This window comes from Allobosea sp. FG18, from assembly GCF_057809495.1.
On record NZ_JBMDKB010000003.1, the window covers coordinates 1 to 25,874 of the forward strand.

General features: G+C 67.1%; 28 protein-coding genes. 10 read left to right on the forward strand and 18 right to left on the reverse strand.

What is annotated here, in order from left to right:
* Window positions 1–269: helix-turn-helix domain-containing protein (locus ACODTJ_RS04010; protein ID WP_488847628.1), on the forward strand; the 269-nt coding region annotated here is incomplete at its 5' end.
* Between the two features lie 83 nt (window positions 270–352).
* Here the strand turns inward: ACODTJ_RS04010 and ACODTJ_RS04015 are convergent.
* Together ACODTJ_RS04015 and ychF are read right to left on the reverse strand one after the other, a co-directional pair.
* Window positions 353–1,366, reverse strand: coding sequence for a MaoC family dehydratase (locus ACODTJ_RS04015; RefSeq protein ID WP_454655931.1), 1,014 nt, complete (start codon window positions 1,364–1,366; stop codon window positions 353–355).
* A 14-nt stretch (window positions 1,367–1,380) separates the two neighbouring features.
* The gene (gene ychF / locus ACODTJ_RS04020) at window positions 1,381–2,478 is read right to left on the reverse strand and encodes a redox-regulated ATPase YchF (RefSeq protein ID WP_488847629.1); all 1,098 of its coding nucleotides are present in this window, start codon (window positions 2,476–2,478) and stop codon (window positions 1,381–1,383) included.
* A 206-nt stretch (window positions 2,479–2,684) separates the two neighbouring features.
* On the opposite strand from ychF, the gene ACODTJ_RS04025 reads away from it, so the two are divergent.
* Window positions 2,685–3,290, forward strand: a complete 606-nt coding sequence (locus tag ACODTJ_RS04025) for a hypothetical protein (protein WP_454655933.1) — start codon at window positions 2,685–2,687, stop codon at window positions 3,288–3,290.
* 134 nt (window positions 3,291–3,424) lie between these two features.
* On the opposite strand, the gene pth is transcribed toward ACODTJ_RS04025, so the two are convergent.
* From pth to ACODTJ_RS04065, 8 genes are all read right to left on the reverse strand, one after another.
* Window positions 3,425–4,039 carry an aminoacyl-tRNA hydrolase gene (pth, locus tag ACODTJ_RS04030; protein ID WP_454655934.1) on the reverse strand — a complete coding sequence of 205 codons (615 nt, stop codon included), beginning with the start codon at window positions 4,037–4,039 and terminating at the stop codon, window positions 3,425–3,427.
* 127 nt (window positions 4,040–4,166) lie between these two features.
* The gene (locus ACODTJ_RS04035; protein WP_454655935.1) at window positions 4,167–4,784 is read right to left on the reverse strand and encodes a 50S ribosomal protein L25/general stress protein Ctc; all 618 of its coding nucleotides are present in this window, start codon (window positions 4,782–4,784) and stop codon (window positions 4,167–4,169) included.
* 160 nt (window positions 4,785–4,944) lie between these two features.
* The gene (locus ACODTJ_RS04040) at window positions 4,945–6,798 is read right to left on the reverse strand and encodes a putative bifunctional diguanylate cyclase/phosphodiesterase (RefSeq protein WP_454655936.1); all 1,854 of its coding nucleotides are present in this window, start codon (window positions 6,796–6,798) and stop codon (window positions 4,945–4,947) included.
* Between the two features lie 109 nt (window positions 6,799–6,907).
* Window positions 6,908–7,471, reverse strand: coding sequence for a VUT family protein (locus ACODTJ_RS04045; RefSeq protein WP_454655937.1), 564 nt, complete (start codon window positions 7,469–7,471; stop codon window positions 6,908–6,910).
* The gene (gene queC / locus ACODTJ_RS04050) at window positions 7,468–8,190 is read right to left on the reverse strand and encodes a 7-cyano-7-deazaguanine synthase QueC (protein ID WP_454655938.1); all 723 of its coding nucleotides are present in this window, start codon (window positions 8,188–8,190) and stop codon (window positions 7,468–7,470) included. Before queC ends, ACODTJ_RS04045 begins: the two co-directional genes overlap by 4 nt.
* Before the next feature lie 10 nt (window positions 8,191–8,200).
* Window positions 8,201–9,145 carry a ribose-phosphate pyrophosphokinase gene (locus tag ACODTJ_RS04055; protein ID WP_454658959.1) on the reverse strand — a complete coding sequence of 315 codons (945 nt, stop codon included), beginning with the start codon at window positions 9,143–9,145 and terminating at the stop codon, window positions 8,201–8,203.
* Window positions 9,146–9,342: 197 nt separating this feature from the next.
* Window positions 9,343–9,906, reverse strand: coding sequence for a hypothetical protein (locus tag ACODTJ_RS04060; RefSeq protein ID WP_454655939.1), 564 nt, complete (start codon window positions 9,904–9,906; stop codon window positions 9,343–9,345).
* 61 nt (window positions 9,907–9,967) lie between these two features.
* The gene (locus ACODTJ_RS04065) at window positions 9,968–11,119 is read right to left on the reverse strand and encodes a M24 family metallopeptidase (protein WP_454655940.1); all 1,152 of its coding nucleotides are present in this window, start codon (window positions 11,117–11,119) and stop codon (window positions 9,968–9,970) included.
* A 245-nt stretch (window positions 11,120–11,364) separates the two neighbouring features.
* Between ACODTJ_RS04065 and ACODTJ_RS04070 the strand changes: the two genes are divergently transcribed.
* The 6 genes from ACODTJ_RS04070 to ACODTJ_RS04095 all read left to right on the forward strand — a co-directional run bounded on the left by ACODTJ_RS04070 (window position 11,365) and on the right by ACODTJ_RS04095 (window position 16,613).
* Window positions 11,365–11,619: an accessory factor UbiK family protein gene (locus tag ACODTJ_RS04070; protein WP_454655941.1), complete on the forward strand. Its 255-nt coding sequence runs from the start codon at window positions 11,365–11,367 to the stop codon at window positions 11,617–11,619.
* A 290-nt stretch (window positions 11,620–11,909) separates the two neighbouring features.
* A complete protein-coding gene (locus ACODTJ_RS04075) occupies window positions 11,910–12,416 on the forward strand; it encodes a type III secretion system chaperone family protein (protein WP_454655942.1) in 507 nt (168 codons plus the stop codon).
* A 111-nt stretch (window positions 12,417–12,527) separates the two neighbouring features.
* Window positions 12,528–13,349, forward strand: a complete 822-nt coding sequence (gene proC, locus ACODTJ_RS04080) for a pyrroline-5-carboxylate reductase (RefSeq protein WP_454655943.1) — start codon at window positions 12,528–12,530, stop codon at window positions 13,347–13,349.
* Window positions 13,350–13,415: 66 nt separating this feature from the next.
* Complete coding sequence (locus ACODTJ_RS04085; protein WP_454655944.1) at window positions 13,416–14,162, forward strand: TetR/AcrR family transcriptional regulator; 747 nt, start codon at window positions 13,416–13,418, stop codon at window positions 14,160–14,162.
* Between the two features lie 118 nt (window positions 14,163–14,280).
* The gene (locus ACODTJ_RS04090) at window positions 14,281–16,257 is read left to right on the forward strand and encodes a methyl-accepting chemotaxis protein (protein WP_454655945.1); all 1,977 of its coding nucleotides are present in this window, start codon (window positions 14,281–14,283) and stop codon (window positions 16,255–16,257) included.
* A complete protein-coding gene (locus ACODTJ_RS04095) occupies window positions 16,254–16,613 on the forward strand; it encodes a tRNA-binding protein (protein WP_454655946.1) in 360 nt (119 codons plus the stop codon). Before ACODTJ_RS04090 ends, ACODTJ_RS04095 begins: the two co-directional genes overlap by 4 nt.
* Here ACODTJ_RS04095 and ACODTJ_RS04100 read toward each other — a convergent pair.
* Window positions 16,610–17,536 (reverse strand): pyridoxamine 5'-phosphate oxidase family protein, encoded by a 927-nt coding sequence (locus tag ACODTJ_RS04100; RefSeq protein WP_454655947.1) that lies wholly within the window; start codon window positions 17,534–17,536, stop codon window positions 16,610–16,612. The two genes, ACODTJ_RS04095 and ACODTJ_RS04100, sit on opposite strands and share 4 nt — an antisense overlap.
* On the reverse strand, window positions 17,526–18,164 hold the full coding sequence (locus tag ACODTJ_RS04105) for a glutathione S-transferase (RefSeq protein ID WP_454655948.1): 639 nt from the start codon (window positions 18,162–18,164) through the stop codon (window positions 17,526–17,528). Before ACODTJ_RS04105 ends, ACODTJ_RS04100 begins: the two co-directional genes overlap by 11 nt.
* 99 nt (window positions 18,165–18,263) lie before the next feature.
* On the opposite strand from ACODTJ_RS04105, the gene ACODTJ_RS04110 reads away from it, so the two are divergent.
* The gene (locus ACODTJ_RS04110; RefSeq protein ID WP_454655949.1) at window positions 18,264–19,190 is read left to right on the forward strand and encodes a LysR family transcriptional regulator; all 927 of its coding nucleotides are present in this window, start codon (window positions 18,264–18,266) and stop codon (window positions 19,188–19,190) included.
* Here the strand turns inward: ACODTJ_RS04110 and ACODTJ_RS04115 are convergent.
* From ACODTJ_RS04115 to ACODTJ_RS04130, 4 genes are all read right to left on the reverse strand, one after another.
* Window positions 19,162–19,860: an alpha/beta hydrolase family protein gene (locus ACODTJ_RS04115; RefSeq protein ID WP_454655950.1), complete on the reverse strand. Its 699-nt coding sequence runs from the start codon at window positions 19,858–19,860 to the stop codon at window positions 19,162–19,164. The genes ACODTJ_RS04110 and ACODTJ_RS04115 overlap by 29 nt on opposite strands.
* A gap of 72 nt (window positions 19,861–19,932) precedes the next feature.
* A complete protein-coding gene (locus ACODTJ_RS04120; protein ID WP_454658960.1) occupies window positions 19,933–21,267 on the reverse strand; it encodes an ATP-binding protein in 1,335 nt (444 codons plus the stop codon).
* A gap of 119 nt (window positions 21,268–21,386) precedes the next feature.
* Entirely contained in the window at window positions 21,387–22,130 is a 744-nt protein-coding gene (locus ACODTJ_RS04125; RefSeq protein ID WP_454655951.1) for a response regulator, read from the reverse strand.
* A gap of 277 nt (window positions 22,131–22,407) precedes the next feature.
* Window positions 22,408–22,911: a MarR family winged helix-turn-helix transcriptional regulator gene (locus ACODTJ_RS04130; RefSeq protein ID WP_454655952.1), complete on the reverse strand. Its 504-nt coding sequence runs from the start codon at window positions 22,909–22,911 to the stop codon at window positions 22,408–22,410.
* A gap of 182 nt (window positions 22,912–23,093) precedes the next feature.
* On the opposite strand from ACODTJ_RS04130, the gene ACODTJ_RS04135 reads away from it, so the two are divergent.
* Window positions 23,094–23,981 carry a branched-chain amino acid aminotransferase gene (locus ACODTJ_RS04135; RefSeq protein ID WP_454655953.1) on the forward strand — a complete coding sequence of 296 codons (888 nt, stop codon included), beginning with the start codon at window positions 23,094–23,096 and terminating at the stop codon, window positions 23,979–23,981.
* 224 nt (window positions 23,982–24,205) lie between these two features.
* Here ACODTJ_RS04135 and ACODTJ_RS04140 read toward each other — a convergent pair whose 3' ends face one another.
* The gene (locus ACODTJ_RS04140) at window positions 24,206–25,288 is read right to left on the reverse strand and encodes a DUF1176 domain-containing protein (RefSeq protein WP_488847644.1); all 1,083 of its coding nucleotides are present in this window, start codon (window positions 25,286–25,288) and stop codon (window positions 24,206–24,208) included.
* A complete protein-coding gene (locus ACODTJ_RS04145; RefSeq protein ID WP_454655955.1) occupies window positions 25,257–25,721 on the reverse strand; it encodes a molybdenum cofactor biosynthesis protein MoaE in 465 nt (154 codons plus the stop codon). The genes ACODTJ_RS04140 and ACODTJ_RS04145 overlap by 32 nt, the downstream gene beginning before the upstream one ends.
* Window positions 25,722–25,874 lie beyond the last annotated feature (153 nt).

Consider the following 25,874-nt stretch of genomic DNA (forward strand, 5'->3'; position numbering starts at 1 on the left):
AAAGTTGGACGCCGATCCCCCGCCTCATGGGGTCAAACTTGCACGCCGAAACACAGGTCGAGGAGCGCTCGGGCTTTAGCCAATGGTACATCAGCAGCCTTGAACGCGGTCGGCGAAACCCGACGATCATCTCGCTCTATGAGCTGGCCAATGCCATTGGCGTACGGGTGGCCGATCTGATCGCCGATGAGGCCGCTGCGCTGGACGATTCGGGATCGTCAGGCGTGACTGGTGCAGCGCAAGCAGGCCCAGAAACCAAGAGCAATTGAGCCTCCAGGTTTGTAGCTGCTACGTAGATTGGCGGAAGTCAGCGTTCGATTCTTGCGCCGTAGATTATTGATTTAAAAATGATTTAGCGAGGCATGCGTTCGACGAAAACGCAGCCGTCGAAGCTGAAGACTTCCTCGCCGTCCTGGTTGACGCCGGTGTTGCGGTGGAAGAACAGCCCCCATTGCGGGCGCGAGGCGCTCTCGCGCTTGTCGATGACCTCGGAGCGATAGGTGATGCGGTCCCCGGCGAAGACCGGCTTCGTCCAGCGCAGGTTCTTGAAGCCGGGGGAGGGTCCAAGGCGCGCGGGCCGGTCGGGCGCCACCGCGAGCTGGCGCCTGCGGTGCTGGACCATGCAGGCCATCCAGACGGCGGCCGTATGCCAGCCGGAGGCGGCGAGCCTGCCGAACGAGCTGTTGCGGGCCGCGGCTTCGTCCATGTGGAAGGGCTGCGGATCGAAGCTGCGGGCGAAGGCGACGATCTCCTCGGACGTGAAGACGAAGCTGCCGAGCTCGTGGCTGTCGCCGACCGAAAGCTCCTCGAAGAAGCGCGGCGGGCCGGGCGGATCGGCGGGCGCTTCCACCAGACACACGACGACCGGGCGCTCGTAGACCGGTGCGTGATCGAGCCACGGACCGGCAGGGTGCTTGCCGATGCCGGAGCCCCTGCGGCCGAACATGATCCAGTTGGTCTGCTCCAGAACCGGCTCGTCGCGCTGATTCAGGAGTTCGAGCCTGAAGCGGACGAGGCCCATCTCGGGGCGCGAGCGCGAGGCCTTGCTTTCGAGCACGGTGCGGCGGGCACTGACGCTGTCGCCGGGGAGGAGAGGGCGCAGCCACTTCACCTCCTCGATGCCCGGTGCGCCCATGCTGGCGGCGTCGAGCAGGAAATCTTCCGCCATCAGGCGCATCAGCAGCGCGCAGCTGTGCCAGCCCGAGCCGATCAGGCGGCCGACGAAGCTCGTCTTGGCCGCTTCGGGGTCGACATGGAAATCCTGCGCGTCATAGCGCGAGGCGAAGGCGACGATGTCGTCCTGCGAGACGTCGAGGCTGCGCGAACATGCGCTCTGGCCCGGAACGAAATCCTCGAAAAACGACATCGCCGGCAGGCTCTTCAGTTCGCGAAGCGGAAATGCAGCACGTCGCCATCGGCGACGACATAGTCCTTGCCTTCGAGCCGGAACTTGCCGGCCTCGCGCGCGCCGGACTCGCCCTTGTTGGCGATGTAGTCCTCGTAGGCGATGGTCTCGGCGCGGATATAGCCCTTCTCGAAATCGGTATGGATCACGCCGGCGGCCTGCGGCCCCTTGGTGCCCTTCTCGATCGTCCAGGCGCGGGCCTCCTTCGGGCCGACCGTGAAATAGGTGACGAGATGGAGCAGGGCGTAGCCGGCGCGGATGACGCGGTTCAGGCCCGGCTCCTCCAGGCCGACGGCTTCCAGATAATCCTTCTGGTCGGCGGCCGGGAGCACGGCGATCTCGCTCTCGATCTTGGCGGAGACGACGACGGCGACTGCGCCTTCCTCGGCGGCGCGCTTCTTGACCAGTTCGGAGAAGCTGTTGCCCTTGTCGGCGCTGGCTTCCTCGACATTGCAGACATAGAGCACGGGCTTTGACGAGAGCAGGCCTAGCAATTCGAACGATCGGCGCTCTTCTGCCGAGACCTGGACCAGGCGGGCGGGCTTGCCGTCGCGCAGCAGGGTAAGGCAGCGGTTCATCAGGTCGACCGCTTCCTTGGCCTCCTTATCGCCGGACTTCGCCTTCTTCTCCAGCGGCAGCACGCGCTTCTCGAGGCTGTCGAGATCGGCGAGCATCAGTTCGGTTTCGATCGTCTCGATATCGTCGACCGGCGAGACCTTGCCTTCCACGTGGGTGATGTCGCCATCCTCGAAGCAGCGCACGACATGGGCGATGGCGTCGCATTCGCGGATATTGGCGAGGAACTGATTGCCGAGCCCTTCGCCGCGCGAGGCGCCGCGCACCAGGCCGGCGATGTCGACGAAGGTCAGCCGCGTCGGGATGATCTCCTTGGAGCCGGCGATGGCGGCGAGCTTCTCCAGCCGCTCGTCCGGCACGGCGACGTCACCGACATTCGGCTCGATCGTGCAGAACGGGTAGTTCGCAGCCTGGGCTGCGGCCGTCTGCGTCAGAGCGTTGAAGAGGGTCGACTTGCCGACATTCGGCAGGCCGACGATTCCGCATTTGAAACCCATGATCGCCTGTTCCGTTGCCCGTGGCGGATCGCCGTGGCCGGGCGTGAAGCTTTGAAGTTGCGGCCTTATTGGGGGGCTTGCGCGATAAAGACAAGAGCCGCAGGCCTTATGGCGGCCGTGTGCCTCACGCGAACGTGCATGGCGGCGTGGCAGGCGCGGGCGCTGGATCGGGCGGGATGCCTGCCCGCACCGTTCGGAGCCTCGCCATGAACCGTATCCGCCTCGCGTTCGCCCTGCCGGCCTTTGCCCTTGTCGGTGGCATGGCCGTCGCCCAGGCGCCGGGGACACGGCTACGCGGCACGGTCGAGCGGATGGCGGGGGCGACGCTGGAACTCAAGGCTGCGGACGGGCGGGAGATCAAGGTCGCGCTCGCGCCGGGCTTCTCGGTCGGTGGCATGGTCGCGGCGAAGGCCTCGGATGTCGCCAAGGGCAGCTTCATCGGTGTCGGTGCGAAGCCGCAGGCCGACGGCACGCTGCTCGCCGTGCAGGTCGTGATCTTCCCCGAGACGATGCGCGGCACGGGCGAGGGGCATCGCCCCTGGGGCGTGCTGCCGGACGCGACCATGACCAATGCCACGGTGGCCGAGACCGTCTCCAAGGTCGACGGCGCCAATCTGGTGCTGAGCTATCCCGGCGGAGAGCAGAAGGTCGCGATCACCCCGGAGGCGACGATCCTGATGGCGGCGCCGGCGGAAGCGAGCGAGCTCAAGCCCGGCGCGCAGGTTGCGATGACGGCGAGCCGGCAGGCCGACGGCAGCTACAGCACCAGCCGCGTCACAGTGGCGAAGGCGGGTGCCAAGCTGCCGCTATAACTCCGGAACCACCAGTGTCATCCCGGGCTTGACCCGGGATCCATTCCGGAGCGCTTCCGATCAACGTTCAGGCATGGATCCCGAATCTCCGCTGCGCTCCGTCCGGGATGACCCGTGTTTTCACGCCAGGGGAATCAGCCGTCGCTCTTCTCGCCGAGGCGCTTCACGGCGGCGTGGCCGCGCGCGTCCATGAAGAGATGGACCTTGTTCTGGAAGCCGGTGTCGTCATGGGCTGCGAGCAGGGCGGCATGGTCGGCGCAGGCCGTGCAGAGATCCTCGACCCAAGGCTGCTCGGGCTTGCCGAAATCGTTGAGCACATAAGAATGGACCAGCGCCTTGTCGCCGGGGTGGCCGATGCCCATCCGGACGCGGCGATAGTCGTTGCCGATGGCGGCCGTGGTCGAGCGCAGGCCGTTGTGCCCGGCATTGCCGCCGCCGAGCTTCACGCGCAGCTTGGCGGGCGCGAGATCGAGCTCGTCATGGAAGATGACGACATCGGCCGGCGCGATCTTGAAGAAGCGCGCAGCCTCGCCGATCGCGCGGCCCGACTCGTTCATATAGGTCTGCGGCTTCAGCAGGATGACCTTTTCGCCACCGATCGTCGCCTCGCAGGCCTCGGCCTGGAAGCGGGCGCGCCAAGGTGAAGCGCGATGCAGGCGTGCGATCTCCTCGACGGCCATGAAGCCGATATTGTGCCGGTTGCGGGCATAGCGCGCGCCGGGGTTGCCGAGGCCGGCGAAAATCAGCATGGCGGGACTCCGGCAGGCTTGTCAGTGCAGCATTGGACTGGTCCGATGCCATAGCAAAACGGCCGGGGCTGGCCCGGCCGTCTCGTGATCGTTCCGGATGGAAGCGGCGCCGGCTGGCGCCGTTTCATCAGGCCTTGGCTTCGGGAGCAGCCTCGGCGGCGTCGGCGGCCGGCGCGACCTCTACGGTCGGCGCGGAGACCGTGACGATCGTGGCGTCAGCGCCCACGGAGAGCTTGGCGCCGGCCGGAAGCTTGATCGCGTCGGCATGGACGGAGTCGCCGATGTTCAGACCAGCGACGGACACGTCGATCGACTCCGGAATGCTGTCGGGCTCGACGGTGACTTCGAGGCTGTGCTCGACGATCTGGACCAGGCCGCCGTTCTTGACGCCGGGGCTCTGCTCCTGACCGACGACGTGCACCGGAACCTGGACCGTGACGGTCTGGCCCTTGGCGACGCGCAGGAAGTCGACATGGATCGGGAAATCCTTGACCGGGTCGAGCTGGTAATCGCGCGGAATGACGCGCTGCTTCTTACCAGCGACGCTGATCTCGAAGATCGTGGTCAGGAAGTGGCCGCCGAAAATCAGCTGGCGGGTCTTGTTGGCGTCGAGCGCGATGGCTTCGGGAGCAGCGCCCCCACCATAGATCACGGCAGGCGTCTGGCCCTGGCGGCGAACAGCACGAGCGGCCCCCTTGCCGACCTGTGCGCGCGCCGAAGCCTCGATTTGCTTCACGGCGGTCATGTTGGATGTCCTTGACTTGTAAATGACAAGGCCGCCTCGTGGCGGCCATCGGATTGCGCGTTCAGAGCCTCCAAGGGTGTCAGCCGAACGCTGGGGGGCTCATAGGCGAAAACCGCCGCGATCTCAAGTCCGGCTTCGCTCGCAGGTTTTCCGGAAGCTCTCAGGCTGCGTTCGCGACGCGCCCGGCGGCCGGCGCTGTCGCCTGCCTGGGCTGGGCGAAGCGCAGCAGCCACTCCCGGATGACCGAGGCCGGGACCGGTGGGGAATACAGGTAACCCTGGCCGAGGCGGCAGCCCATTTCGGCGAGGCGTTCGGCTTGAGTCTGCTTCTCGATGCCTTCCGCAACGATGTTCATGCCGAGGCGGCGGGTCATGGTCAGCAGCGCCTCGATGATGATCTCGCTGCGCGCGCCGCTACCGATCGAGCCGACGAAGGAGCGGTCGATCTTGATGATGTCGATCGGAAAATCGAGCAGATGGGTGAGCGAGGCGAAGCCCGTCCCGAAATCATCGAGCGCGACTGGCGATCCGCAGGCGCGCAGCGCTTCCATGGTGCGTGCGACGCCGTCCCTGCGACCGCCCATGAAGACCTGTTCGGTGACCTCGATCACGAGCTGCCGCATCGGCACGGCAGCCCGTTCCAGAATCCGGCTCGCGCGCTGGACCAGGTCGCCCTTCTGGAAATCGGCCGAGGTGACGTTGACCGCGACATGCTGGAAATTCAGGCCGTCGGCTCGCCACTCCGCCATGTCGGCGGCGACCGCGGTCAGCATCTGGGTGGTGGTGCGATGGGCGATCTTCGGATCGCGCAGCGCGTCCTGGAACTCGCCGGCGGTGACGATGCGGCCGTCGTCGAGGCGCATCCGGGCCAGGGCCTCGAGGCCGACGACTTCGCTGGTCTCGAGGCGGATGACCGGCTGGTAATAGGGGATGATGCGCTCGTCGCCGAGCGCGCCGTCGACATCGCGGCGGACCCGGATGCGCTGCATCATCGCGCTGCGCAATTGCCGGCGGAAGCGGACATAGCGACCGCGCCGGGTTTCCTTGGCATGGTAGAGCGCGAGGTCGGCATTCTGACGCAGGATGACGCTGTCCAGCCCATCCTCACCGGCAAGCGCCCCGCCGATGGTGACGCCCGGCACGATGCTGTGGCCGTCATGGTCGAGCGGGACCGCGACCGCTGCCAGCGCGGCCGAGGCGAGGGCGCGCATGTGGGCCGGCCCCTCGCAATCGCGGACGAGGACGGCGAACTCGTCGCCGCCGATCCTGCAGGTCAGGCAATCGGCAAGCGCCGTGCCGAGCCGCATGCCGACCTCGGCGATCAACGCGTCCCCGGCAGCATGGCCGAGCGTATCGTTGACCCGCTTGAGATGGTCGATGTCGATCAGCATCAGCCCGTAGCGGCGGCCGGTGGCGCTCATCTCGGCAATGGCGCCGTTGAATTGGCTGCGGTTCGGCAGTCCGGTCAGCGTGTCGAAATAGGCAAGACGGTGATTGCGGGTGCGGACCTCGTCATGCTCGATCGCGATGGCGCAGAGATGGACGCAGGTCGCGACGATCTGGCGTTCGAGTTCGCGGGCGCGGCGAGGGCGCGTGAAATAGAAGGCGAAGGCGCCGACGACGCGGCCGTCGCGGGCCTTGATCGGTGTCGACCAGCAGGCGCGCAGGCCGAGCGGCAGGGCAAGGCCGGTATAGGGCGCCCAAAGCGGATCGGTGGCGATGTCGGTGACTTCGACGGGCTCACCGCGAAACACCGCGGTTCCGCAGGAGCCGACATTGGGGCCGGCGGGTAATCCCTTGATACAGCTCACATAATGAGCCGGCAGGCTGGGAGAGGCGAGAGGCTGCAGGCAACCCTGGTCGTCGACGGTGACGACGGAGCAGATGACGCCGGGCGAGATCGCCTCGGCACGATGGCAAAGACGCTCCATGCACGCGATCAGAGGCTCGCCGCGCGCGATGTCTTCAAGAATATCGTTCTGAAGAGCCTGCAGGCGGCCCGAAGGTCTGATCACGGATTATCCGACTGAATGCTCGTCGAAGAACCCGTTCCCTATCGCAAATGCCTTAAGGTCAGATTGAGGCGCGGCTGCAAAGTTTATGCGGCGCCGCGCTTTCCGGCTTTCAGGCGGCCACGAGGCCCAACCGTTCGTCGCGACGACGCAGGAGATGCATCAGCGGCAGGGCGAGCAGCACCATCCAGGCCTTGCCGATGATCTGGCCGGCGAGGAAGTCGAGGCTGCCGAAGGCGAGATGCAGGAAGACGAGGCTGTCGACGACGAGGCCGACCACGCTCGACGCGAAGACGGCCGTGACGAAGCGGCGGCGCTGCAACGGCGTATAGACGGCGAAATCGGCGAGTTCGGACAACAGGAAGGCCGCGACCGAGGCCAGCACGATGGCGGGGGGGGCGAGCGTCGCCGAGATCAGCGCGCCGACCGCGATGGCGCCGAGACCGGCGAGCGGGCCGAGGCGGCGCTGGACGATGTCGCGCAGGACGAGGGCGAGACCGACCATCAGGACGCCGCTCGGCGCCATGATGCCCGGCCAGACCGGGACGAGGCAGGGGCCATTGGGCACGCAGACCGCGCCGGCATTGCCGATCAGCCAGTTGGCGGCGGGAATGGTCAGGCCGAACAGGACGAGGGCGATAACGCCTTCCGTCAGGCGCTGGCGATCACGGGTCATGGAATAGGTCCGCTGTCATCGGGGGCTGCGAGATAGGCCGCGAAGCCTTTTGATCGCAAATCGCATGCCGGGCAATGGCCACAGCCGTAACCCCAGTCATGCCGGGTCGTCCTGTCGCCGAGATAGCAGCTATGGCTCTCCTCGATCACGAGGTCGAGCAGGGCCTGCCCTCCGATGGCGCGCGCCAGCGCGAAGGTCTGCGCCTTGTCGCGCCACATCAGCGGCGTGTGCAGCACGAGCCTGCGGTCGAGCCCGAGGCCAAGCGCGACCTGCATCGCCTTGATCGTGTCGTCGCGGCAATCGGGATAGCCGGAATAGTCGGTCTCGCAGACGCCGAGCACGATGTGCTTGAGGTCGCGGCGATAGGCCAGCGCGGCGGCGAAGGTCAGGAAGATCAGGTTGCGGCCCGGCACGAAGGTCGTGGGCAGGCCGGTCTCGGCAAAGGCGATCTCGGTCTCGCGGGTCAGGGCCGTCTCGGAGATCGCGCCGAGCGCCTTGAGATCGACGACATGGTCGGGGCCGAGCCGCTCGGAATAGCGGGCGGAGAGTGCCGGAAGTTTCGCGCGAATGGTCTCGCGGCATTCCATCTCGATGCGATGGCGCTGGCCGTAGTCGAAGCCGATCGTCTCGACCGCGTCGAAGCGGTCGAGAGCCCAGGCCAAGGTCGTGGTCGAATCCTGGCCGCCGGAGAACAGGACGAGGGCGCGGGAATTACCCAAGCCGAACCTCTCAGTCGAACAGGCTCGACACGCTGGTCTCGCTCGCGGTGCGTTCGATCGCCTCGCCCATCAGGCCGGCGATGGAGATGACGCGGATGTTGCGGGCGACCTTCACGGCCTCGGTCGGCATGATCGAGTCGGTGATGACCAGTTCCTTGAGCTTGGACGAGGCGATGCGCGCCACCGCGCCGCCGGAGAGCACGCCATGGGTAATATAGGCGTAGACCTCCTTGGCGCCCTGCTCGAGCAGCGCGTCGGCCGCATTCACCAGCGTGCCGCCGGAATCGACGATGTCGTCGATCAGGATGCAGGAGCGGCCCTCGACCGAGCCGATGATGTTCATGACCTCGGACTCGCCCGGCCGGTCACGGCGCTTGTCGACGATGGCGAGCGGCGCGTCGATGCGTTTGGCGAGCGCACGCGCCCGGACCACGCCGCCGACGTCCGGCGAGACGACCATGGCATTCTTCCATTCCAGCCGGTCCTTGATGTCGCGCGCCATCAGCGGGGCGCCGAACAGGTTGTCGGTCGGGATGTCGAAGAAGCCCTGGATCTGCCCGGCATGGAGATCGAGCGTCAGCACGCGGTCGACGCCGGCATGGGTGATCAGGTTGGAGACGAGCTTGGCCGAGATCGGGGTGCGGCCCGAGGCGCGCCGGTCCTGCCGGGCATAGCCGAAATAGGGGATCACCGCCGTGATGCGGCGCGCCGAGGAGCGGCGCAGCGCATCGGTGATGATCAGGAGCTCCATCAGATGGTCGTTGGTCGGGAACGAGGTCGACTGGATGATGAAGACATCCTGGCCGCGCACGTTCTCCTGGATCTCGACGAAGACCTCCATGTCGGCGAAGCGCCGGACGGAGGCCTTGGCGAGGGGAATGCTGAGATGGCTGCAGATCGCCTCGGCAAGCGGGCGATTGGAGTTGCCGGCGACGACTTTAAAATGGGAGGCCATGCCGTAGCGCACCGTTGCAGTAAGGCTGAGCAGGGAGGGCCGGCGTTGCCGGCTCAATTCGAACGGCTCTTAACAGCGCGGTCGGACGGAGTCGACTGCTGCAGTGCAATATCGACGAGTAAAAAGCGCGGGGCGTCGCGCCGTGACCCGGAAACCACTGCCGTAGCGTCGCCGGCGGGGCGGCGCCGGTCCGTGGCTCAGCTCTTCTTGTCGGCGGTCGCGGCGACGCGGGTACCCGTCCGGGCGGTGGGCTTGTTGGCCTTGTCGTCCACCGTGAGCGTCTCGACGCCCGGCGTGGTGACGAGGAAGCCGGCGATGGCATCCATCGAGTCGGACGCGGCCTTGGCCACGATCGTCTGGTCGATGCCGGCCCAGGGATCGGAACCGCCGCTGCGCTTGCCGATGCTCTCGCCCTGCACGCGCTGGGCGCGCTGCTTGGTCGAATCGTAGACGTCCCAGACGAAGGCGAGCGCGGTCTGGCCGTCCTCGGTCGGCTGGGCGGTGAGATAGCCCTTCACGCGGAAGCGCGCCGGCTTGTTGCCGGGAACGATCTCCATCTTGCGCTCGGCCGCGGCCTCGCCGAGCAGGCCGGCAAAGCTCGTCGTGACGTTTTCCGGCGCGCCGGAGATGCTCTGGACCGAGACCGGGACGCCGGGCGCATCGACGCGCGGCCGCGCGGCGGTCTGGGTGGTTTCCTGGCAGCCGGCGACAGCCAGCGCCAAAACCGGCCCCAGAACGAGGCCGCTAAAACGGTTGATCATGACGCCTCCCGCCCTTTGGGCTGTGGACTGCTTCGAGATTCCCTGCGCGCTTCTTCTAGGCTCAACGGATGACGAGGTCCAGATCGGGCAGGTTGAGCGCCTCGGCGCCGCCCTCGCCGACCAGATAGGTTCGGCCCAGGCACATCGCGGTTTCGCTGGCGGAATCCATCAGGATCATATGGGCGAACATCACCATGCCCGGCACGATCGGCCAGTCATTCGCCTCGTAGAACATCGGCCAATCCATCCATGACGGCGTGAACTTGGCGCCCAGCGAATAGCCGCAGGCATTGAGTCGGTGCTGCGCGAGGCCGTGTTGGTCGAAGATGCGGGCATGGGCGGCGAAGACGTCGCCCGCGGTGCGGCCGGGCTTCAGTTCGGCCTCGCAGGCGAGCAGCGCGTCGCGGGCGGCGGCGTGATAGGGGCGGTGGAGCGGGCGGGGCTCGCCGACGACGACCGTGCGCATCGCGGCGACGTGGTAATGCCGGTCGGTGCCGGCGAATTCGAGAGTGATCTGGTCGTTCGCATCGAGCCGGCGCCGCCCGGATTTGTAGCGGCAGAGCAGGGCGTCGCGGCCGGAGCCGATAATGAACTCGTTGGCGGGGTAGTCGCCGCCGCCCGCGAAGATCGCATTGTGCTGGGCGGCGAGGATTTCGCCCTCGTCGGCGCCGGCCCGGATCGCGGCGAGCGCGGCGCGGTCGGCCGCGTCGGCGAGCACGGCAGCGCGCCGGACATAGGCGATCTCCTCCGCCGATTTCACGGCGCGCAGGCGCGTGACGATCAGCGAAGCGTCGATAAGCTCGGCCTGCCCGGCGAAGCGGGCTTCGAGCTTGCGGTAATTCGAGGCGACGAGACCGTAAGCTTCGAATTCCACCCCGATGCGCTTGCCGGCAAGGCCGAGATCGCGAGTCAGCGCGAGCAGGTCGGCGCTGGGATCGGCGTCACGGCCATCCTTCCAGACGCGGATATCCGTGAGGTTCGAGGTCTGCTGTGCCTGCCGGAGGTCGGCGGAACGGGTCAGCAGCGCCATGGTGCCGTCGGCTTTGACGACGAGACATTGGAAGAAGCAGAAGCCGAAGGTGTCGTAGCCGGTCAGCCAGAACATCGATTCCTGCTGGAACAGGAAGAGGGCATCGAGGCGCCCGTCTTGCATCGCGGCGAGCAGTGTTTCGCGGCGGCGGGCGAATTCGGCGGGCGTGAAATGCAGGGCCATGGCGCAGATCCTCCGGACGGTCGCCCATGTGAGCGCGCCGGTCGCCGAGGGGCAAGCCCGACATCCGGTCGCAATTGCGGCGCCCGCGCGGGCTGCCTATAGGCTGTGTCCAGAGAGTTTCGCGCCTCTGGAGCATCGGACTGAATATCGTATTCAGTCCGATGCTCCAGATCTTTGAATTTGCATCGGCTTTTCCCGAAAAACCGCGTCACACTTTTCGGGCCGATGCTCTAAGGGAGAGAACCATGGTGAACCCCGGCAACCGCATCCTCGACGACATCGCCCGCCTCGCCACCGATGCGGCCGGCGCGGCGCAGGGCGTGCGGCGCGAGGTCGAGACGGTGGTGAAGACCCAGATCGAGCGGCTGCTGCGCGATCTCGACGTCGTCACCCGCGAGGAGTTCGAGGCGGTGCGCGAGATGGCGCTGATCGCCCGCGAAGAGAACGACAAGCTCGCCGCGCGGCTGAAGGCGCTGGAGGAGAAGCTCGGCAAGTCCTGAATACCCTGAGGTCATGTCCACAGCCATGTGCTGTGGACAGCCCTCCGAGGGGATTGAGCCCGCCGGCCGAATCCGCGGAGCTTGGCGCCGTGTTGGGAGCGTCACAGCGCCTGCGCTATCGTCGGTGGAAAGAATTGATTCGTCGGGCGGATTCGTCCTGCCGTGCCGGATGGGAGCATCTCCGTTGAGAGGCTCCGGAGGTGTGTTGCGTTCCTTCGGCTTTCCAGTCGCCGTGTTCCTCTTCTCGAACGCGCCGGATGCGCCAGCATCCGGAAGGTGGACCCTAGGGCATGATAGACCTCGATATGGATGCCGAGCTGGATCGGCCTTCCAACCCGCTCGACCTGTTCGAACGCCTCGCCGCACTCAATGACTGGTCCTTCGATCGCGACAGCGAGGACGAACTCTCCGTCTCCGTCACCGGCGGCTGGTCGGAATATCATGTCGCGATCACCTGGCTTGCCGAGGTGGAGGCCCTGCATATCGCCTGCGCCTTCGACCTCAAGGTGCCGGAGCGGCGGCGCAGCGAGGTGCTGCAGCTCGTCAGTCTCGTCAACGAGCAGCTCTGGCTCGGCCATTTCGACCTCTGGAGCAGCGAAAGCGTGGTCATGTACCGCCATGCCCTGCTGCTTTCCGGTGGCGCCGAGCCGACCGAGGAGCAGGCGATCGCGCTGATCAAGGCCGCGGTCGAGGCTTGCGAACGCTACTATCAAGCCTTCCAGTTCGTCGTCTGGGCCGGCAAGACCGCCAAGGAAGGCATGGAGGGCGCGATCCTGGAGACGGTCGGCGAGGCCTGAGCCGCCGAAACCGCCCGGGCGGACTTGACCGGGGGGCCACGGGTCGGGAAGGCTCCCGGCCGTGAGCGTCCGGGCAGGGGCCCGTGAAACGCCAAGCCTTGAGAGGCCGTCATGTCGAACTCCCTTCCGCAATCGCTCGTCCTCATCGGCGCCGGCAAGATGGGCGGAGCCATGCTGGAGGGCTGGCTGCGCATTGGCATCGATCCCCGGGGAATCAGCCTGATCGATCCCAAGCCGTCGGACGAGATGGTCTCGCTCGCCCAGGAGAAGGGCATGCGGCTCAATCCCTCCGCAAAGGAGATTCCGGCGGCCGAGGTCGTCGTCCTCGCGACCAAGCCGCAGATGCTCGATACGGCGGCGCCTGCCGTGCAGGCCTTCATCCATCCCAGGACGCTGCTGATCTCCATCCTCGCGGGCAAGACGCTGGACGATCTTGCGGCGCGCCTGCCCAACGCCGGTGCGATCATCCGCGCCATGCCGAACCTGCCGGCCGCCGTGCAGCGCGGCGCCACCGCCGCGGCTCCCGGCAAGGGGGTGAGTGCGGCGCAGCGCGCCACCGCCGATGCCCTGCTCGGCAGCATCGGCAAGGTCGAATGGCTCGAGGACGAGGGCCTGATCGATGCGGTGACGGCCGTGTCGGGCTCAGGTCCGGCCTATGTCTTCCATCTCGTCGAATGCCTGGCCGCCGCCGGCAAGGATGCCGGCCTGCCGGCCGATGTCGCGGAGCGCCTGGCGCGGGCGACGATCGAGGGCGCGGGCGAATTGCTGTTCCAGTCGCCGCTGCCTCCGGGGACGCTGCGCCAGAACGTGACCTCGCCGGGCGGGACGACGGCGGCTGCGCTCGAGGTGCTGATGGCCGAGGACGGCATGAAGCCGTTGATGCGCAAGGCCGTGGCTGCTGCCAAACGTCGCGCCGGCGAGCTTTCGGGTTGAATGGTCTTTCACCTGCCACGATAGCGGCCTAACCTTCGCTCATCGCGAAGCGAGAGGAGCTGTCCCATGGCCCGCAAACCCGTTTCCACTCCGTCCGAGGCCTCGCCGCCAGCGGCAAAGCCGGTCGACCCGCGCAAGCGCGCCGTCGATGCCTTGATGAAGCTCGCAGCCGAGCGGCCCTGGGACCAGATCGAACTGCCTGATATCGCCACCGAGGCCGGGCTGTCGCTGGCGCAGTTGCGCGGGCTGTTCCCGTCCAAGCTCGCCATGCTCGGCGGCGTGACCCGCATCGTCGACGATGCCGTGCTGGCCAATGCCTCGGACGACCTCGCGGGCGAGCCCGTCAAGGAGCGGCTGTTCGACCTCGTCATGCGCCGGCTCGATGCGATGGCGCCCTACAAGGCGAGCCTGCGCAAGATCGCCCCGGTCATCCGCCGCGATCCGCTGGCGCTGGCGGCGCTCAATCGCGGGGCGGTCAATTCCTGGCGCTACATGTTGGCCTCGGCCGGCATCCCGACCGAGGACGCGCTCGGGGCTGTGCGCGTGCAGGGCGCGGTGCTGCTGATGGCACGGGTCTCCGAGGCCTGGCTCGACGATGACGAGCCGGAGCTGTCGAAGACGATGGCGCGGCTCGACCGCGAGCTGAAGACGGCCGGGCGCATCATGGCCCGCATCGAGGATGTCCACCGGCTGACGGCGCCGTTCCGTGGGCTGGCGCGCGCGCTGTGCGCGGGGCGGCCACTGAAGGGGCGCCGGCGCGAGCGGGCCTCCGAGCGCGGCGAGGACAACGAGGACTACGCGCCGGCGATCTGAGCGCCGGGCGGCCTCGCAGCCGCCTGCGACAAAATGTGGCAAAACTCGGTCAGCGTTAAGCGCGTTTTAGCCAGTTCCGCGCGAATGAGGGGAATTCTCCCTCGCGCAGGATAGGCGAATGTCGTTCACTAGGAAGCTTGCGACTCTGTCGATCAGCCGTTGCTTTGGCCTGATCGCAGCCTTGGCCGTGCTGATCGCTGTCGGCGCCGTCGGTTATACGCTGAATGCTGCCCGCAACGAGAAGATCACGCTCAAGCGGGCCGAGATCAAGAATTCGGTCGAGGCCGCGGCGACGACGGTCAAGGGCTATCTGGCGCGGGTCCAGAGCGGTGAGCTCAAGGAAGAGGACGCCAGGAAGCTGGCGATGGACGCGATCGGCAGCGCTCGCTTCGACGACGGGAATTACTACTTCCTCGTCAATTACGACGGCATCAGCGTCCTGCACGCGAACAAGAAGATCCAGTCGACCGACATGCGCCCGCTCAAGGACGCGGACGGCAAGTTCTTCGTCCAGGAGATGATCGCGCTGGTGAAGGCGAAGACGCAGGGCTTCGTCGACTATGGCTGGCTCAAGGCCGGCGACAAGGAGCCTTCGCTCAAGATCGCCTATGTCATCGGCATTCCGGAATGGCAGTGGCTGGTCGGCTCGGGCCTGCATGTTCAGGACGTCGACGCAGCCTTCATGGGCATGGTCGGCGGTGTCGCCAAGGTGCTGGTGCCGCTCGGCCTCGTCATGCTCGGCCTCGTGGTCCTGCTCAGCCGGCGCGCCTCCGGCATGCTGCATTCGCTGCGCGGCTCGATGGAGGGACTGGCTGCGGGCCAGCTCGACACCGCGATCGCGCATCAGGAGCGAGCCGACGAGATCGGCGCGATGGCGCGTACGCTCGTCGTCTTCCGCGACGCGGCCCTCGCCAAGGAGGCGATGGAGGCCGACAAGCTCAGGATGGAGGAGGAGGCTGCGGGTCATCGCAGCGCCGCCGATGGCGAACGCCGGCGCAACGAGGCCGACCGCGCCGAGCATGCCCGCGCGCAGGCCGATGCGGTCCATGCGCTCGGCCAGGGCCTGGAGCGTCTTTCGGATGGCGATCTGACCTACCGGATCGAGGCCGACTTCTCGGCCGAATACGTCAAGCTCAAGGACGACTTCAACGGCGCCATCGCCAAGCTGGAAGACGCGATGCGCCAGATCGCGACCAATACGGACAGCATGAAGGCCGGTTCCACCGAGATCAGCCAGGCGGCCGACGATCTCGCAGGCCGTACCGAGCAGCAGGCCTCCTCGGTCGAGGAGACCGCGACGGCGCTCGACGAACTCACCGCCACGGTGCGCCAGACCGCCGAGAGCGCTCGCCTCGCCAACCAGGCGACCGAGCAGGTCAAGTCCGAGGCCGAGCAGTCGACCAGTATCGTCCGCGATGCGGTGACGGCGATGGGTGGCATCGAGAAATCGGCCCAGGAAATCTCGCAGATCGTCGGCGTGATCGACGAGATCGCCTTCCAGACCAACCTGCTCGCGCTCAACGCCTCGGTCGAGGCGGCGCGGGCCGGCGATGCCGGCAAGGGCTTCGCGGTCGTGGCCTCCGAGGTGCGGGCGCTGGCGCAGCGTTCCGCCGCCGCTGCCAAGGAGATCAAGACGCTGATCGACGCCTCGACCATCGAGGTCGAGAAGGGCGTCACGCTCGTCGGCCAGACCGGCGGGGCGCTGCAGCGCATGGCCTCCGAGATCACCCGCGTCACCGCGCTCGTCGCCGAGATCGCCGGCGCCGCGCAGGAGCAGGCCTCAGGTCTCCAGGAGGTCAATTCCGCCGTCGGCGAGATGGACCAGGCCACCCAGCAGAACGCCGCGATGGCCGAGCAGTCGACCGCGGCCGCGCATTCGCTGTCGCAAGAGGCGGACCGGCTCTCGTCGCTGGTCGCCCGCTTCCAGCTTGGCGGCGACGTCGCCCGGCTGAAGGCGATCTCGCAGACCATGCGGGCAGCCGTCGCTGCGCCGCCGCGTCCGGCGGTGCCGCGCGCCAAGGCCCCTGGCGGCGGTGGCGCTGCGGTCCACAAGCCCGCTGCCGACGCGCGCGATAACGGATGGGCGGAGTTTTGAGCGAGCCTTCCGCCCCGGCCATTCCGGTCGGCTTCGACGATTTCCTGAAGGTCGACATCCGTGTCGGCACGATCGTCGAGGCCGAGCCCTATCCGGAGGCACGCAAGCCCTCGATCAAGCTCGTCATCGATTTCGGCGGCACGATCGGCCGCAAGAAATCCTCGGCGCAGATCACCAAGCACTACCGGCCGGAGGATCTCCCCGGCCGGCAGGTCCTCGCGGTGGTGAATTTCCCGCCGCGCCAGATCGGCAAGTTCATGTCGGAAGTGCTGACCCTCGGCATTCCCGATGCCGAGGGCGAGGTCGTCCTGATCGGGCCGGGGCACGCAGTGCCGATCGGCGGGCGGCTCTTCTAGGCCGCCACCGACCACAGGCCAGTCTGCAAGGTGGTCGGCGCGAATTCCGGTGCCGACCAGCGCAGGCTGAGCGCGCGGGGCCGGCGCCAGCCGCGCTTCACATGGAAGCGCCACAGGCGCTCGGCGCCATCGAGCCGCGCCAGCTCCGGTCCTTGCCAGACGATCTCCGCTTCACCCTGCAATTGCAGCAGCGTACCCGTCGCGAAATCGACGAAGAGCAGCGCCGCGCGCGGCTCCTGCAGCAGATTTCCGAACGTGTTGAAGTAGTTGTTGCCGGCGAAATCCGGGATGGTGAGGCTGTCACCGTCGACGCGGACGAAACCGGGACGGCCGCCGCGATGCGAGATGTCGGCGCCGCCAAGCTCGCTGTCCAGGGCGGCTGCGCTGGCGATGAACAGCGTGTCGGTCTGGGCGATCAGCGTACGCGCCTGCGCGTCTAGGCCCGAGAATTCAGTGGGGGATATGGCGGGCTCATTGCCATCCGGCACCCGATTGCGGACCTGGATGTATTTCGCGCAATTGCCGAAGCTTTGCGTGACCGAAATCGAGAAGCCTTTCACACCGATGGTCTCGATCCGGCCATTCGCCCGATTGCGGCGGCGGGTTTCGAATTCGAGCCCGAGCAGGCCAATGGGGCTGTCCGACCGGAACGATCCGAACGCAGGGTCGGCTTCGGCTGGCAGGGCCGCGACGGACAGTGTGGTCGGGGTCGGGCTTTTCACGAAGCCGGGCGCGGCGGCGATGACCGTCGCCAGCGGCCAGCCATCCCGGTCGAGCACGCCGACGAAGAGCCAGGGCAGTTGGCCGAAGAAGATGCGGTGCTGATCCGGCATGAACGGACGGATGCCGGCGCCGCGCGAAGCGACGCCGGCTCGTGCCTGCGCCGCCAGTTCGCCAGGGTGGAAGGGGCCGTCAGGCAGCATCGTCGTCGAGCTCCGATGGCAGGGGCGAAGGCGGGATCGGCTTGAAGAAGGGCAGGGCCTCTATGCGAGCGAGCCAGGTGCGCACCGCCGGATAGGGCTTCAGCGAGATGCCGCCTTCGGGCGCATGGGCGACATAGGAATAGCAGGCGAGATCGGCGATCGTCGGCTGGGCGGCGGCGAGATAGTCGCGTGTCGCGAGATGCTCTTCCATGAAGGCGAGTAGCCGGGCCGCGATCCGCTGGGCGCGAGCTTTGTCGTCGTTCAGGCCGAACTGGGTGATCAGGCGTGCGATGGAAGGACCGTGCATGACTTCGCCGGCGGCGATCGAGAGCCAGCGCTGGACATGGGCTGCGCCGACGGGGTCGAGTGGCAACCAGGCGCTGTCCGGGGCATAGCGCCTGACCAGATAGACCATGATCGCGTTGCTGTCGGCGAAGGCAAGGTCGCCGTCCTCTAGGACGGGTATCTGGCCGAGCGGGTTGAGCCTGCGGAAGGCGGCGCTCTGCCGGACGTCTGCCGGTGCCGGCTCGGTGCGGTAGGGCAGGCCGAGCGCGAGCAGCAGCAGCTCGACGCGATGGGCGTGGCCCGAGAGGGGCGTTCCGTGGAGGACGATCTCTGACGATGGCATGGCAATGCTCCTGCTGATCCCGGAGATCATGATCGTTTCGCAGAAGTGGCGAAATCTGCTATCGATTGAACTCAGAATTTCAATTTTCGGAATGAAGCGATGGACCGGATCGACGAGCTTGCGATCTTCGTCGCGATCGTCGACGCCGGCAGCCTCGCCGGTGCGGCACGGCGGCTGCGCAAATCGCGACCGGCGGTGACGCGGGCGCTCGCCGGGCTGGAGGAGCGGATCGGGACGCAACTGATCGCGCGGACGACGCGGCGCTTGACCCCGAACGATACAGGTCGGGAGCTTGCGACCACGGCCCGGCGCCTGCTCGCAGACTATGAGGCGGCCCTCGGCGTCGCTGCGGGCGAGCCGGTCAGCGGCCTGTTGCGCATTACGGCGCCGCTCTCCTTCGGCCGGCGGCATGTCACGCCGCTGGTGAGCGAGTTCCTCGATCGCTATCCGCAGGTGCAGGTCGAGATCGTGCTCGCGGACCGCAACCTCGACCTGATCGAGGAAGATCTGCAGCTCGCCGTCCGGATCGGGCCGTTGCCGAATTCCGGCCTGCTGATGCGCAAGGTTGGGGAGGTCAGGCGCATTCTCGTCGCCGCGCCGTCATATCTCGCAAACTGTCCGCCCTTGCGGCGGCCTGCCGACATCACGGCGCATGAGACGATCGCAAGCGTCGCCGCCAACCAGACGCTGACCTGGCGCTTCGGCGGGCCGCGCTCAGGCAGCGCCGTCGTGCTGACGCCGCGCCTGATCGTCAACGAGGTGGAGTCGGTGCTGATCGCGGCGCGGGCCGGGCGGGGGCTGGCGCGGGTGCTGTCCTATCAGGCTGCGGACGACCTCGCTGCGGGCACGCTGGTGCGTCTGCTTCCGGAGTTCGAGCCGCCGCCCTTGCCGGTGCAGCTCGTGGTACCGGGGGGCCGGCAGCCGGCGCCGCGCGTGCGGGCCTTCATCGACCACGCGGTGGCACGTTTGCCCGAACTCGCTCCAATCGGCCCCGGTGCTAGCGCAGCGAACCCGCAAAGCTCGTGATGGCGCCGACGACCTGGCCCTCGCGGCCGATGAAGCCGTGATAGGCACGGGCCTGGCAGGGATCGCCGGTCGAGCTGCCGCCGTCGATCCAGACGAGGCGTGCCTTGCCGCCGGTCCATTGCTGGAAAGTGACGGCCGAGTCCGGCAGCGTCAGGCGGCAACTGTCCTGCCGATGGTGGATGATCAGCGTCGGCGGCAGGCGCCCGGGATCGCCGATCATGCCGCGTGCGCCGTCCAGAATGGAGGAGGCGAAGACGACACCATCCGGCCGTGCCGATAGCGTGTCGGCGACCTTGAGGGCGCCGCGGCTCATTGCCACGACGATGACGCGCGGTGCGATTCCGCGCATGTATTCCACTGCCTTGGCCGGATCGGCGCCGCCATCGAGCGTGATGCTGGCAATGCCGCTGCGAGCATAGGCGCCCCGGGTGCGGACGATCCAGTTGCCGCTACGCGCAACGCTGCCATCGGCGCCGATGCCGACATAGCCGTCGCCTCCGGTCAGAAGCACGAGCCCGGCGCGAGCCTTGCCTGCGGGCTTGTTCAGCAGGGCCCGGCCGTTGCCGAGGAAGCTGCCGCCGAGATCGACGACTTCCTCCGCTTGCGCCGCGGATGCCGCCATCAGCAGTGCCGTTGCGAGGAAAGCCAGAGATCGTCTCAGGAACCGCATGCCGGGCCTCCCCTCGCGTCATCGTGAGACTAGCGCTCGATTTTCGCGGCTGTCGAGCGAAACCGCGTGACTCTAGACCGGCAGCCGGACGGTTGCGCGCAGGCCGCCGAGCGGCGAATCGGCGAGCATGATGTCGCCGCCATGGGCGCGGGCGATGTCGCGGGCGATGGCGAGGCCCAGGCCCGTGCCGCCGCCATCGACATTGCGGGCCTCGTCGAGCCGGAAGAAGGGTCGGAAGACGTCCTCGCGCTGGTCCGGCGGGATGCCGGGGCCGTCGTCGTCGACCATCACGATCAGGTAGCGCGCGTCATGGGTCGCGCGGATCGCGATGCGGTCGCCGTAGCGGGCGGCGTTGGAGACGAGATTGGTCAGCAGGCGGCGGAAGGCGTCCGGCCGGATCACGACCAGCGGATCGCCGACCACCGTCAGTTCGGTCTGGTGGCCCTGCCGCTCGGCATCGGATTTCAGTTCCTCGAGCAGCGAGCGGATATCGGTCTCGACCGCGGTCTCCCCGGCATCGCCGCGGGCGAAGGCGAGGTAGTCCTCAAGCATGCGGCTCATCTCGTCGACGTCCTTCTCGAGCGCCTCGATCTCGGAGGTGCGCTCCATCAGGGCGAGCGAGAGCTTGAAGCGGGTGAGAATGGTGCGCAAATCGTGGCTGACGCCATTCAGCATCGTCGTGCGCTCGCCGATCGAGCGTTCGACGCGGCGCTTCATCTCGATGAAGGCATTGCCGGCCCGGCGGACCTCGCGGGCGCCGCGCGGCCTGAAATCGGCGTCGCGCCCCTTGCCGAAGGCCTCCGCCGCGTCGGCGAGCTTGAGGATCGGGCGGATCTGGTTGCGCAGGAACAAAACCGCGATGGTAAGCAGGATCAGCGATGTCCCGATCATCCAGAGCAGGAAGATATGGCTGTTCGAGGCATAGGCAGAATTGCGCCGCGTCAGGATGCGCATCACGTTCTTGCCGAGCTTGATGCGGATCTCGATCAGGCTGGAGCGGCCGACCGTGTCGAGCCAGAACGGACGCGCGACCTGCTGGCTGAGCTCGGTGGAGAGCGCATTGTCGAGCAACGAGAAGAACGGGCGCGGGCCCGGTGCCGGCAGGTCGGAATCGGGGATGATGTCGAGGTCCATGCCGAGCCGCTCGGCCGCGATGCGCGACAGCGTCGCGGTGTCGGCATCCTGCGGGTAGCTCTCATAGACATCGATCAGCATGGCGATGTCGGCGGAAACGGCGGACGAGAGGCGCTGCGTCACCGTCTGCCAGTGCCGCTCCATGAAGACATAGGCGATGACCGATTGCAGCAGCACGACCGGCGCGATGACGATGACGAGTGCGCGTGGATAAAGCCCCTTGGGCATGTAGCGCGCCACGACCTGCAAGGGGCGGCCGATGCGCTTGGCCATCGGCCGCACGACCTTGCCGAGGCTTTCGAGCGCCTGTTCCAGCCCGGCGGAGCCACGCGTTATCGTACGCGCGAGTGAGCGCAGCGCGGAGAGGCCTTTCCTGCCGGTTTGCAGCGGTGTCACGTCCGGTCCGTCACCAGCCTGTAGCCGACGCCGCGCACGGTCTGGAGATAGAGCGGGTCGGCCTGGTCGCGCTCGATCTTGCGGCGCAGGCGATTCATCTGGACATCGACGGTGCGGTCATTGGCGGCGGAGCCCTGCGCGGCCAATTCCTCGCGCGGCACGACCTCGCCGGCGCGTTCGGCCAGCGCGGTCAGGATCTCGCGCTCGCGCTCGGTCAGGCGGATCGTCTCCTCGCCCTTGCGCAATTCGCCGCGCGCCAGCCCGTAGATGAAGGGGCCGAAGCGGACGAAATCCGGCCGCGTGCCGGATTGCGCGGCTTCGACGACCAGGGTGCGCTTCAGGATGTTGCCGAGCCGCAGCAGCAATTCGCGCGGCTCGAAAGGCTTGGAGAGATAGTCGTCGACGCCGATCTCGAGGCCGTTGATGCGGTCCTTGCCGTCGGCGCGCGCGGTCAGCATCAGAATCGGCACGGCGGAGCCGCCGCGAAAGCGCCGCGCGAAGTCGAAGCCGTTCTCGCCAGGCATCATCACGTCGAGCACGATCGCGTCGAAGACGAGATTGCCCAGCCGCGTATCGGCTTCCGCTGCATTGGCAGCCGTCGTGACCCGGTAGCCGTTGTCGCCGAGGAAGCGCCCCAGCAATTCGCGCAGGCGCCGGTCGTCGTCGACGACGAGGATATGCGGAGCCTCGTCGGGCAGGGGCTTGCGGGCCGGCTTCGCCAGGGTCTCGGTTGCGATCATCTCGCGCTTTTCTCCTGCGCCGATCTTAGTCGGCGCGCTCGCGGTGCTGGGCTGCCATAGCATAACCCGCGGGGCCGGTCGCCGCTAAGGAGGTTCTGAGGAGACGGAACCTTCAGCTCCACCGTTTGTCATTCCGGGGCGCGCCGCAGGCGCGAACCCGGAACCCACGACCGGGTTGGGTCTGGGGGCCCGTTACAGTCGGCTCGCCCGGTCGTGGGTTCCGGGTTCTTCGCTTACGCGAAGCCCCGGAATGACAAGGGCGATACAGCCGAGATCACTAAGCCTTGTCGAGAAGGCGCTCTACCTTCGGCCGCTCGGCCGGGTCGATCAGGGCGGCGAGATAGCGCGCGGCGATGGCCGCGGTTTCAGGCGCGGCGCCTTCAAGCGCGCGGTTGATGCGCTTTGCCTGGAGGCGGACGAGGCGCAGCGCGAGGTCCTGCCCCGAAGGCGTGGTGTGGAGATGGCGCTGGCGCTTGTCCTGCCGGCCGGTGCGCTGCTCGATATAGCCCTTCTCGACCAGCTCCTTGAGCACGCGATTCAGGCTCTGCTTGGTGATCTGGAGGATGTCGAGCAATTCGGCGATGGTCAGGCCGGGACGGCGCTGGACGAAGTGCAGCACGCGGTGATGCGCCCGGCCGAAACCGTAATCGGCGAGGATGCGGTCGGGGTCGCCGACGAAGTCGCGATAGGCGAAGAACAGCAGCTCGATCAGGTCATGCGGGACGGCCTCGGAAGAGGGGCTGAGCGGCAGGTCGTCGACGTCGGAAGAGGATGGGGCCAAAACACGCTTCCAAAAATTTGGGTCAGCCTTATTGACATATCTCAGACGCAAGATTACCGGTCAAGGGCGTTGAGCGAACGATTATTTCAAAACGTCTCGCTGCAGCGCAGCTTTAGACTCTCGCTTGCGTTCCGAAAAAGGCTGTGCCCGAGTTCCGGAAACAAGCACCCAGGAGAAGGTCCATGTCAGTCATTCCTTTCGACCAGCGCGACGGCGTCATCTGGTTCGACGGCAAGCTCGTGCCGTGGAAGGACGCCCGGATTCACGTACTGACCCATGGGCTGCACTATGGCTCCTGCATCTTCGAGGGCGAGCGCTCCTATGACGGCGTGATCTACAAGAGCACCGAGCATTCGCAGCGTTTCCACAAGTCGGCCGAGATCATGGATTTCACGATCCCCTATTCGGTCGCCGAGCTCGACGCGGCCAAGTATCTCTGCCTGAAGGAGAACGGCCTGAAGGACGCTTATCTGCGCCCGGTCGCATGGCGCGGCTCGGAGATGATGGCGGTCTCCGGCATGAACAACAAGATCCATACCGCGATCGCCGTGTGGGAATGGCCGAGCATGTTCGACATGGCGGCGAAGCTGAAGGGCATCCGCCTCGACGTCGCCGATTACCGCCGGCCGGACCCGGCCTGTGCGCCGGTTCATGCCAAGGCTGCGGGTCTCTACATGATCTGCTCGCTCTCCAAGCATAAGGCCGAGCGCGCCGGCTATGCCGACGCGATGATGCTCGACTGGGAAGGCAATGTCGCCGAATGCACCGGCGCCAACATCTTCTTCATCAAGGATGGCGTGATCCACACCCCGCTGGCCGACCGCTTCCTGAACGGCATCACCCGCCAGTCGGTCATCGACCTGTGCCGCCAGCGCGGTTTCGAGGTGGTGGAGCGACGCATCCGCCCGGAGGAGCTGGAAAGCTTCAACGAGTGCTTCATCACCGGCTCTGCCGCCGAGGTGACGCTGGTCTCCGAGATCGGCCCGTACAACTTCATCACCGGCAACATGGGCAAGGTGGTGATGGAAGACTATTCGGCCGCGGTGCGCGCGCCGTCGAAGGCGGCGTGAGGCGCGACATCGCGGCTTCAAACTCCACCTCTGTCATTCCGGGGCGCGCCGCAGGCGCGAACCCGGAACCCACGACTGGGTAAATCTCCTAATGCCCGGTTGCAGGCGGGTCACCCGGTCGTGGGTTCCGGGTTCTTCGCTGTGCGAAGCCCCGGAATGACACATCGCGGTTCTGAACGCCCGTTCTCAGTCCTGAGCTTTGCTCCGCCCGGCAATGCCGCTCCCTACTTGATCTCGCTGCGATACAGCGTGATCCAGTCATCGGAGCCGATGCCGCGGCATTCGCCCATCATGCTGAACTCGGTCTGGGCGAAGACACTGCCGGTCCAGGCATAGCCGCCCGAGGCGCCGCAATCGCCGATGCCGCGTCCCTTGGCGAAGAAATTGATGCGGCCGCTCTTCGGATCGAACCCGGCATTCACCAGCGTATTCTTCGCGTCGCCGTCGCCTTGCGGGAAGACCACTGGCTTGGCCGTCTTCGCGTCGCTGCGCTCGATCATCCAGAAGGCGTTCGAGACATTGTAGGCGCCGCGTGAGCAGGCCAGCGAAACGAGGCTGCGTGCGCTGTCGAGCGTCCAGGCTTCGTCGGTGGCAATCAGCGACTCGTCGTCGTCGCAGCCATCGGGGTCGCGCTGCTTGATTTCCTTGCGCAGCGCGGCAGCGAGCGCCTTGCCGTCCTTCTCCGACAGCGTGCCGCTTGCCGGCTTCGCGATGACGACCGGCAGAGCAGGGGCGGCGGGAACGTTCGTGCCGCTGCCCTTGCGGATCAGGGCGGAGGTCGTGTTGAGGCGTCCCTGCTGCTCGTCGATCCAGAGCAGGGCCGCGACGGAGCCCGACAGCGAAATCTCGGCCTTTACCTGCGGAGCGGTGATGGAGAGCTTCGTGGCCTTGCGGGCAGCCTCGACAAGAGCCGTGACCTCGGCCGGTTTGAAGGTCAGGGACAGCATGTCGCCATCGGTCTCCGCCGGCATCGCCTTGCCGCCGGCGGGGAAGGGGGCGCCATCGAGCTTCAGCTGGACCGACCGGGGTGGGGTCTTCCAGTCACCGCGCAGGCGCAAGGTCAGTTCGGCGGGCGTGTCCGGTCCGGCCGAACGCGTCAGGCGCAGATAGGCGACCGGGTCGGCCGCCTCGGCCGGCAGCGATAGCGCGGTGCAGCTTTTGAGATTGTCGCAGCCGGCCATCCAGTCGCGGAAGGTCTTCGGCTCTCGCGTGGCCGCGACGGCGAGGGCCGGGACCAGCGCGAGGCTTGCGCCGAGTGCCGCGCCCTTCAGGTATTCAGGGAGCCTGTTCCCAGCGTTTTGCCGCATCGTCGTCATCCGCCTTGGCTTCGACCCAGCCGCCGAGCGTGCCGTCGGCGCGATGCTCGCGCTTCCAGAACGGCGCACGGGTCTTGAGATAGTCCATCATGAAATCGGCGGCCTCGAAGGCGGCGCGGCGATGGGCGGAAGCCGCCAGCACCAGCACGATCTGCTCGCCCGGCTTGACCAGCCCGTAGCGGTGGATCGCGACGAGGCCGAACAGCGGCCAGCGCGTGGTTGCCTCAGCGGCGACGCGAGCGATCTCGGCCTCGGCCATGCCGGGATAGTGCTCGAGCTCGAGCGCAGCCAGCGTGCCGGCCTCGTCGCGGCAGAGCCCGGTGAAGGAGACGACGGCGCCGATATCGGCGCGGCCGGCCGAGAGCGCGTCGATCTCGTCCTGGAGCGAGAAATCTTCCCGCTGGATGCGGACGAGGGGCGTCATTGGTCCCCCTTGTCATTCCGGGGGGCGCCGCAGGCGCGAACCCGGAACCCACGACGGTGTGAGCGGACTGCAACATACTGCCATTCCCGGCACGCCCAGTCGTGGGTTCCGGGTTCCGCGCGGTGCGCGGCCCCGGAATGACAAGGGTGTCGC

What these genes read in the sequence shown, in the direction of transcription:
- ACODTJ_RS04015 (WP_454655931.1), bottom strand. Translation starts at nt 1,366, where the DNA reads ATGTCGTTTTTCGAGGATTTCGTTCCGGGCCAGAGCGCATGTTCGCGC.
- ychF (WP_488847629.1), bottom strand. Translation starts at nt 2,478, where the DNA reads ATGGGTTTCAAATGCGGAATCGTCGGCCTGCCGAATGTCGGCAAGTCG.
- ACODTJ_RS04025 (WP_454655933.1), top strand. Translation starts at nt 2,685, where the DNA reads ATGAACCGTATCCGCCTCGCGTTCGCCCTGCCGGCCTTTGCCCTTGTC.
- pth (WP_454655934.1), bottom strand. Translation starts at nt 4,039, where the DNA reads ATGCTGATTTTCGCCGGCCTCGGCAACCCCGGCGCGCGCTATGCCCGC.
- ACODTJ_RS04035 (WP_454655935.1), bottom strand. Translation starts at nt 4,784, where the DNA reads ATGACCGCCGTGAAGCAAATCGAGGCTTCGGCGCGCGCACAGGTCGGC.
- ACODTJ_RS04045 (WP_454655937.1), bottom strand. Translation starts at nt 7,471, where the DNA reads ATGACCCGTGATCGCCAGCGCCTGACGGAAGGCGTTATCGCCCTCGTC.
- ACODTJ_RS04055 (WP_454658959.1), bottom strand. Translation starts at nt 9,145, where the DNA reads ATGGCCTCCCATTTTAAAGTCGTCGCCGGCAACTCCAATCGCCCGCTT.
- ACODTJ_RS04060 (WP_454655939.1), bottom strand. Translation starts at nt 9,906, where the DNA reads ATGATCAACCGTTTTAGCGGCCTCGTTCTGGGGCCGGTTTTGGCGCTG.
- ACODTJ_RS04065 (WP_454655940.1), bottom strand. Translation starts at nt 11,119, where the DNA reads ATGGCCCTGCATTTCACGCCCGCCGAATTCGCCCGCCGCCGCGAAACA.
- ACODTJ_RS04070 (WP_454655941.1), top strand. Translation starts at nt 11,365, where the DNA reads ATGGTGAACCCCGGCAACCGCATCCTCGACGACATCGCCCGCCTCGCC.
- ACODTJ_RS04075 (WP_454655942.1), top strand. Translation starts at nt 11,910, where the DNA reads ATGATAGACCTCGATATGGATGCCGAGCTGGATCGGCCTTCCAACCCG.
- proC (WP_454655943.1), top strand. Translation starts at nt 12,528, where the DNA reads ATGTCGAACTCCCTTCCGCAATCGCTCGTCCTCATCGGCGCCGGCAAG.
- ACODTJ_RS04085 (WP_454655944.1), top strand. Translation starts at nt 13,416, where the DNA reads ATGGCCCGCAAACCCGTTTCCACTCCGTCCGAGGCCTCGCCGCCAGCG.
- ACODTJ_RS04090 (WP_454655945.1), top strand. Translation starts at nt 14,281, where the DNA reads ATGTCGTTCACTAGGAAGCTTGCGACTCTGTCGATCAGCCGTTGCTTT.
- ACODTJ_RS04100 (WP_454655947.1), bottom strand. Translation starts at nt 17,536, where the DNA reads ATGCTGCCTGACGGCCCCTTCCACCCTGGCGAACTGGCGGCGCAGGCA.
- ACODTJ_RS04105 (WP_454655948.1), bottom strand. Translation starts at nt 18,164, where the DNA reads ATGCCATCGTCAGAGATCGTCCTCCACGGAACGCCCCTCTCGGGCCAC.
- ACODTJ_RS04110 (WP_454655949.1), top strand. Translation starts at nt 18,264, where the DNA reads ATGGACCGGATCGACGAGCTTGCGATCTTCGTCGCGATCGTCGACGCC.
- ACODTJ_RS04115 (WP_454655950.1), bottom strand. Translation starts at nt 19,860, where the DNA reads ATGCGGTTCCTGAGACGATCTCTGGCTTTCCTCGCAACGGCACTGCTG.
- ACODTJ_RS04120 (WP_454658960.1), bottom strand. Translation starts at nt 21,267, where the DNA reads ATGGCCAAGCGCATCGGCCGCCCCTTGCAGGTCGTGGCGCGCTACATG.
- ACODTJ_RS04125 (WP_454655951.1), bottom strand. Translation starts at nt 22,130, where the DNA reads ATGATCGCAACCGAGACCCTGGCGAAGCCGGCCCGCAAGCCCCTGCCC.
- ACODTJ_RS04135 (WP_454655953.1), top strand. Translation starts at nt 23,094, where the DNA reads ATGTCAGTCATTCCTTTCGACCAGCGCGACGGCGTCATCTGGTTCGAC.
- ACODTJ_RS04140 (WP_488847644.1), bottom strand. Translation starts at nt 25,288, where the DNA reads ATGCGGCAAAACGCTGGGAACAGGCTCCCTGAATACCTGAAGGGCGCG.
- ACODTJ_RS04145 (WP_454655955.1), bottom strand. Translation starts at nt 25,721, where the DNA reads ATGACGCCCCTCGTCCGCATCCAGCGGGAAGATTTCTCGCTCCAGGAC.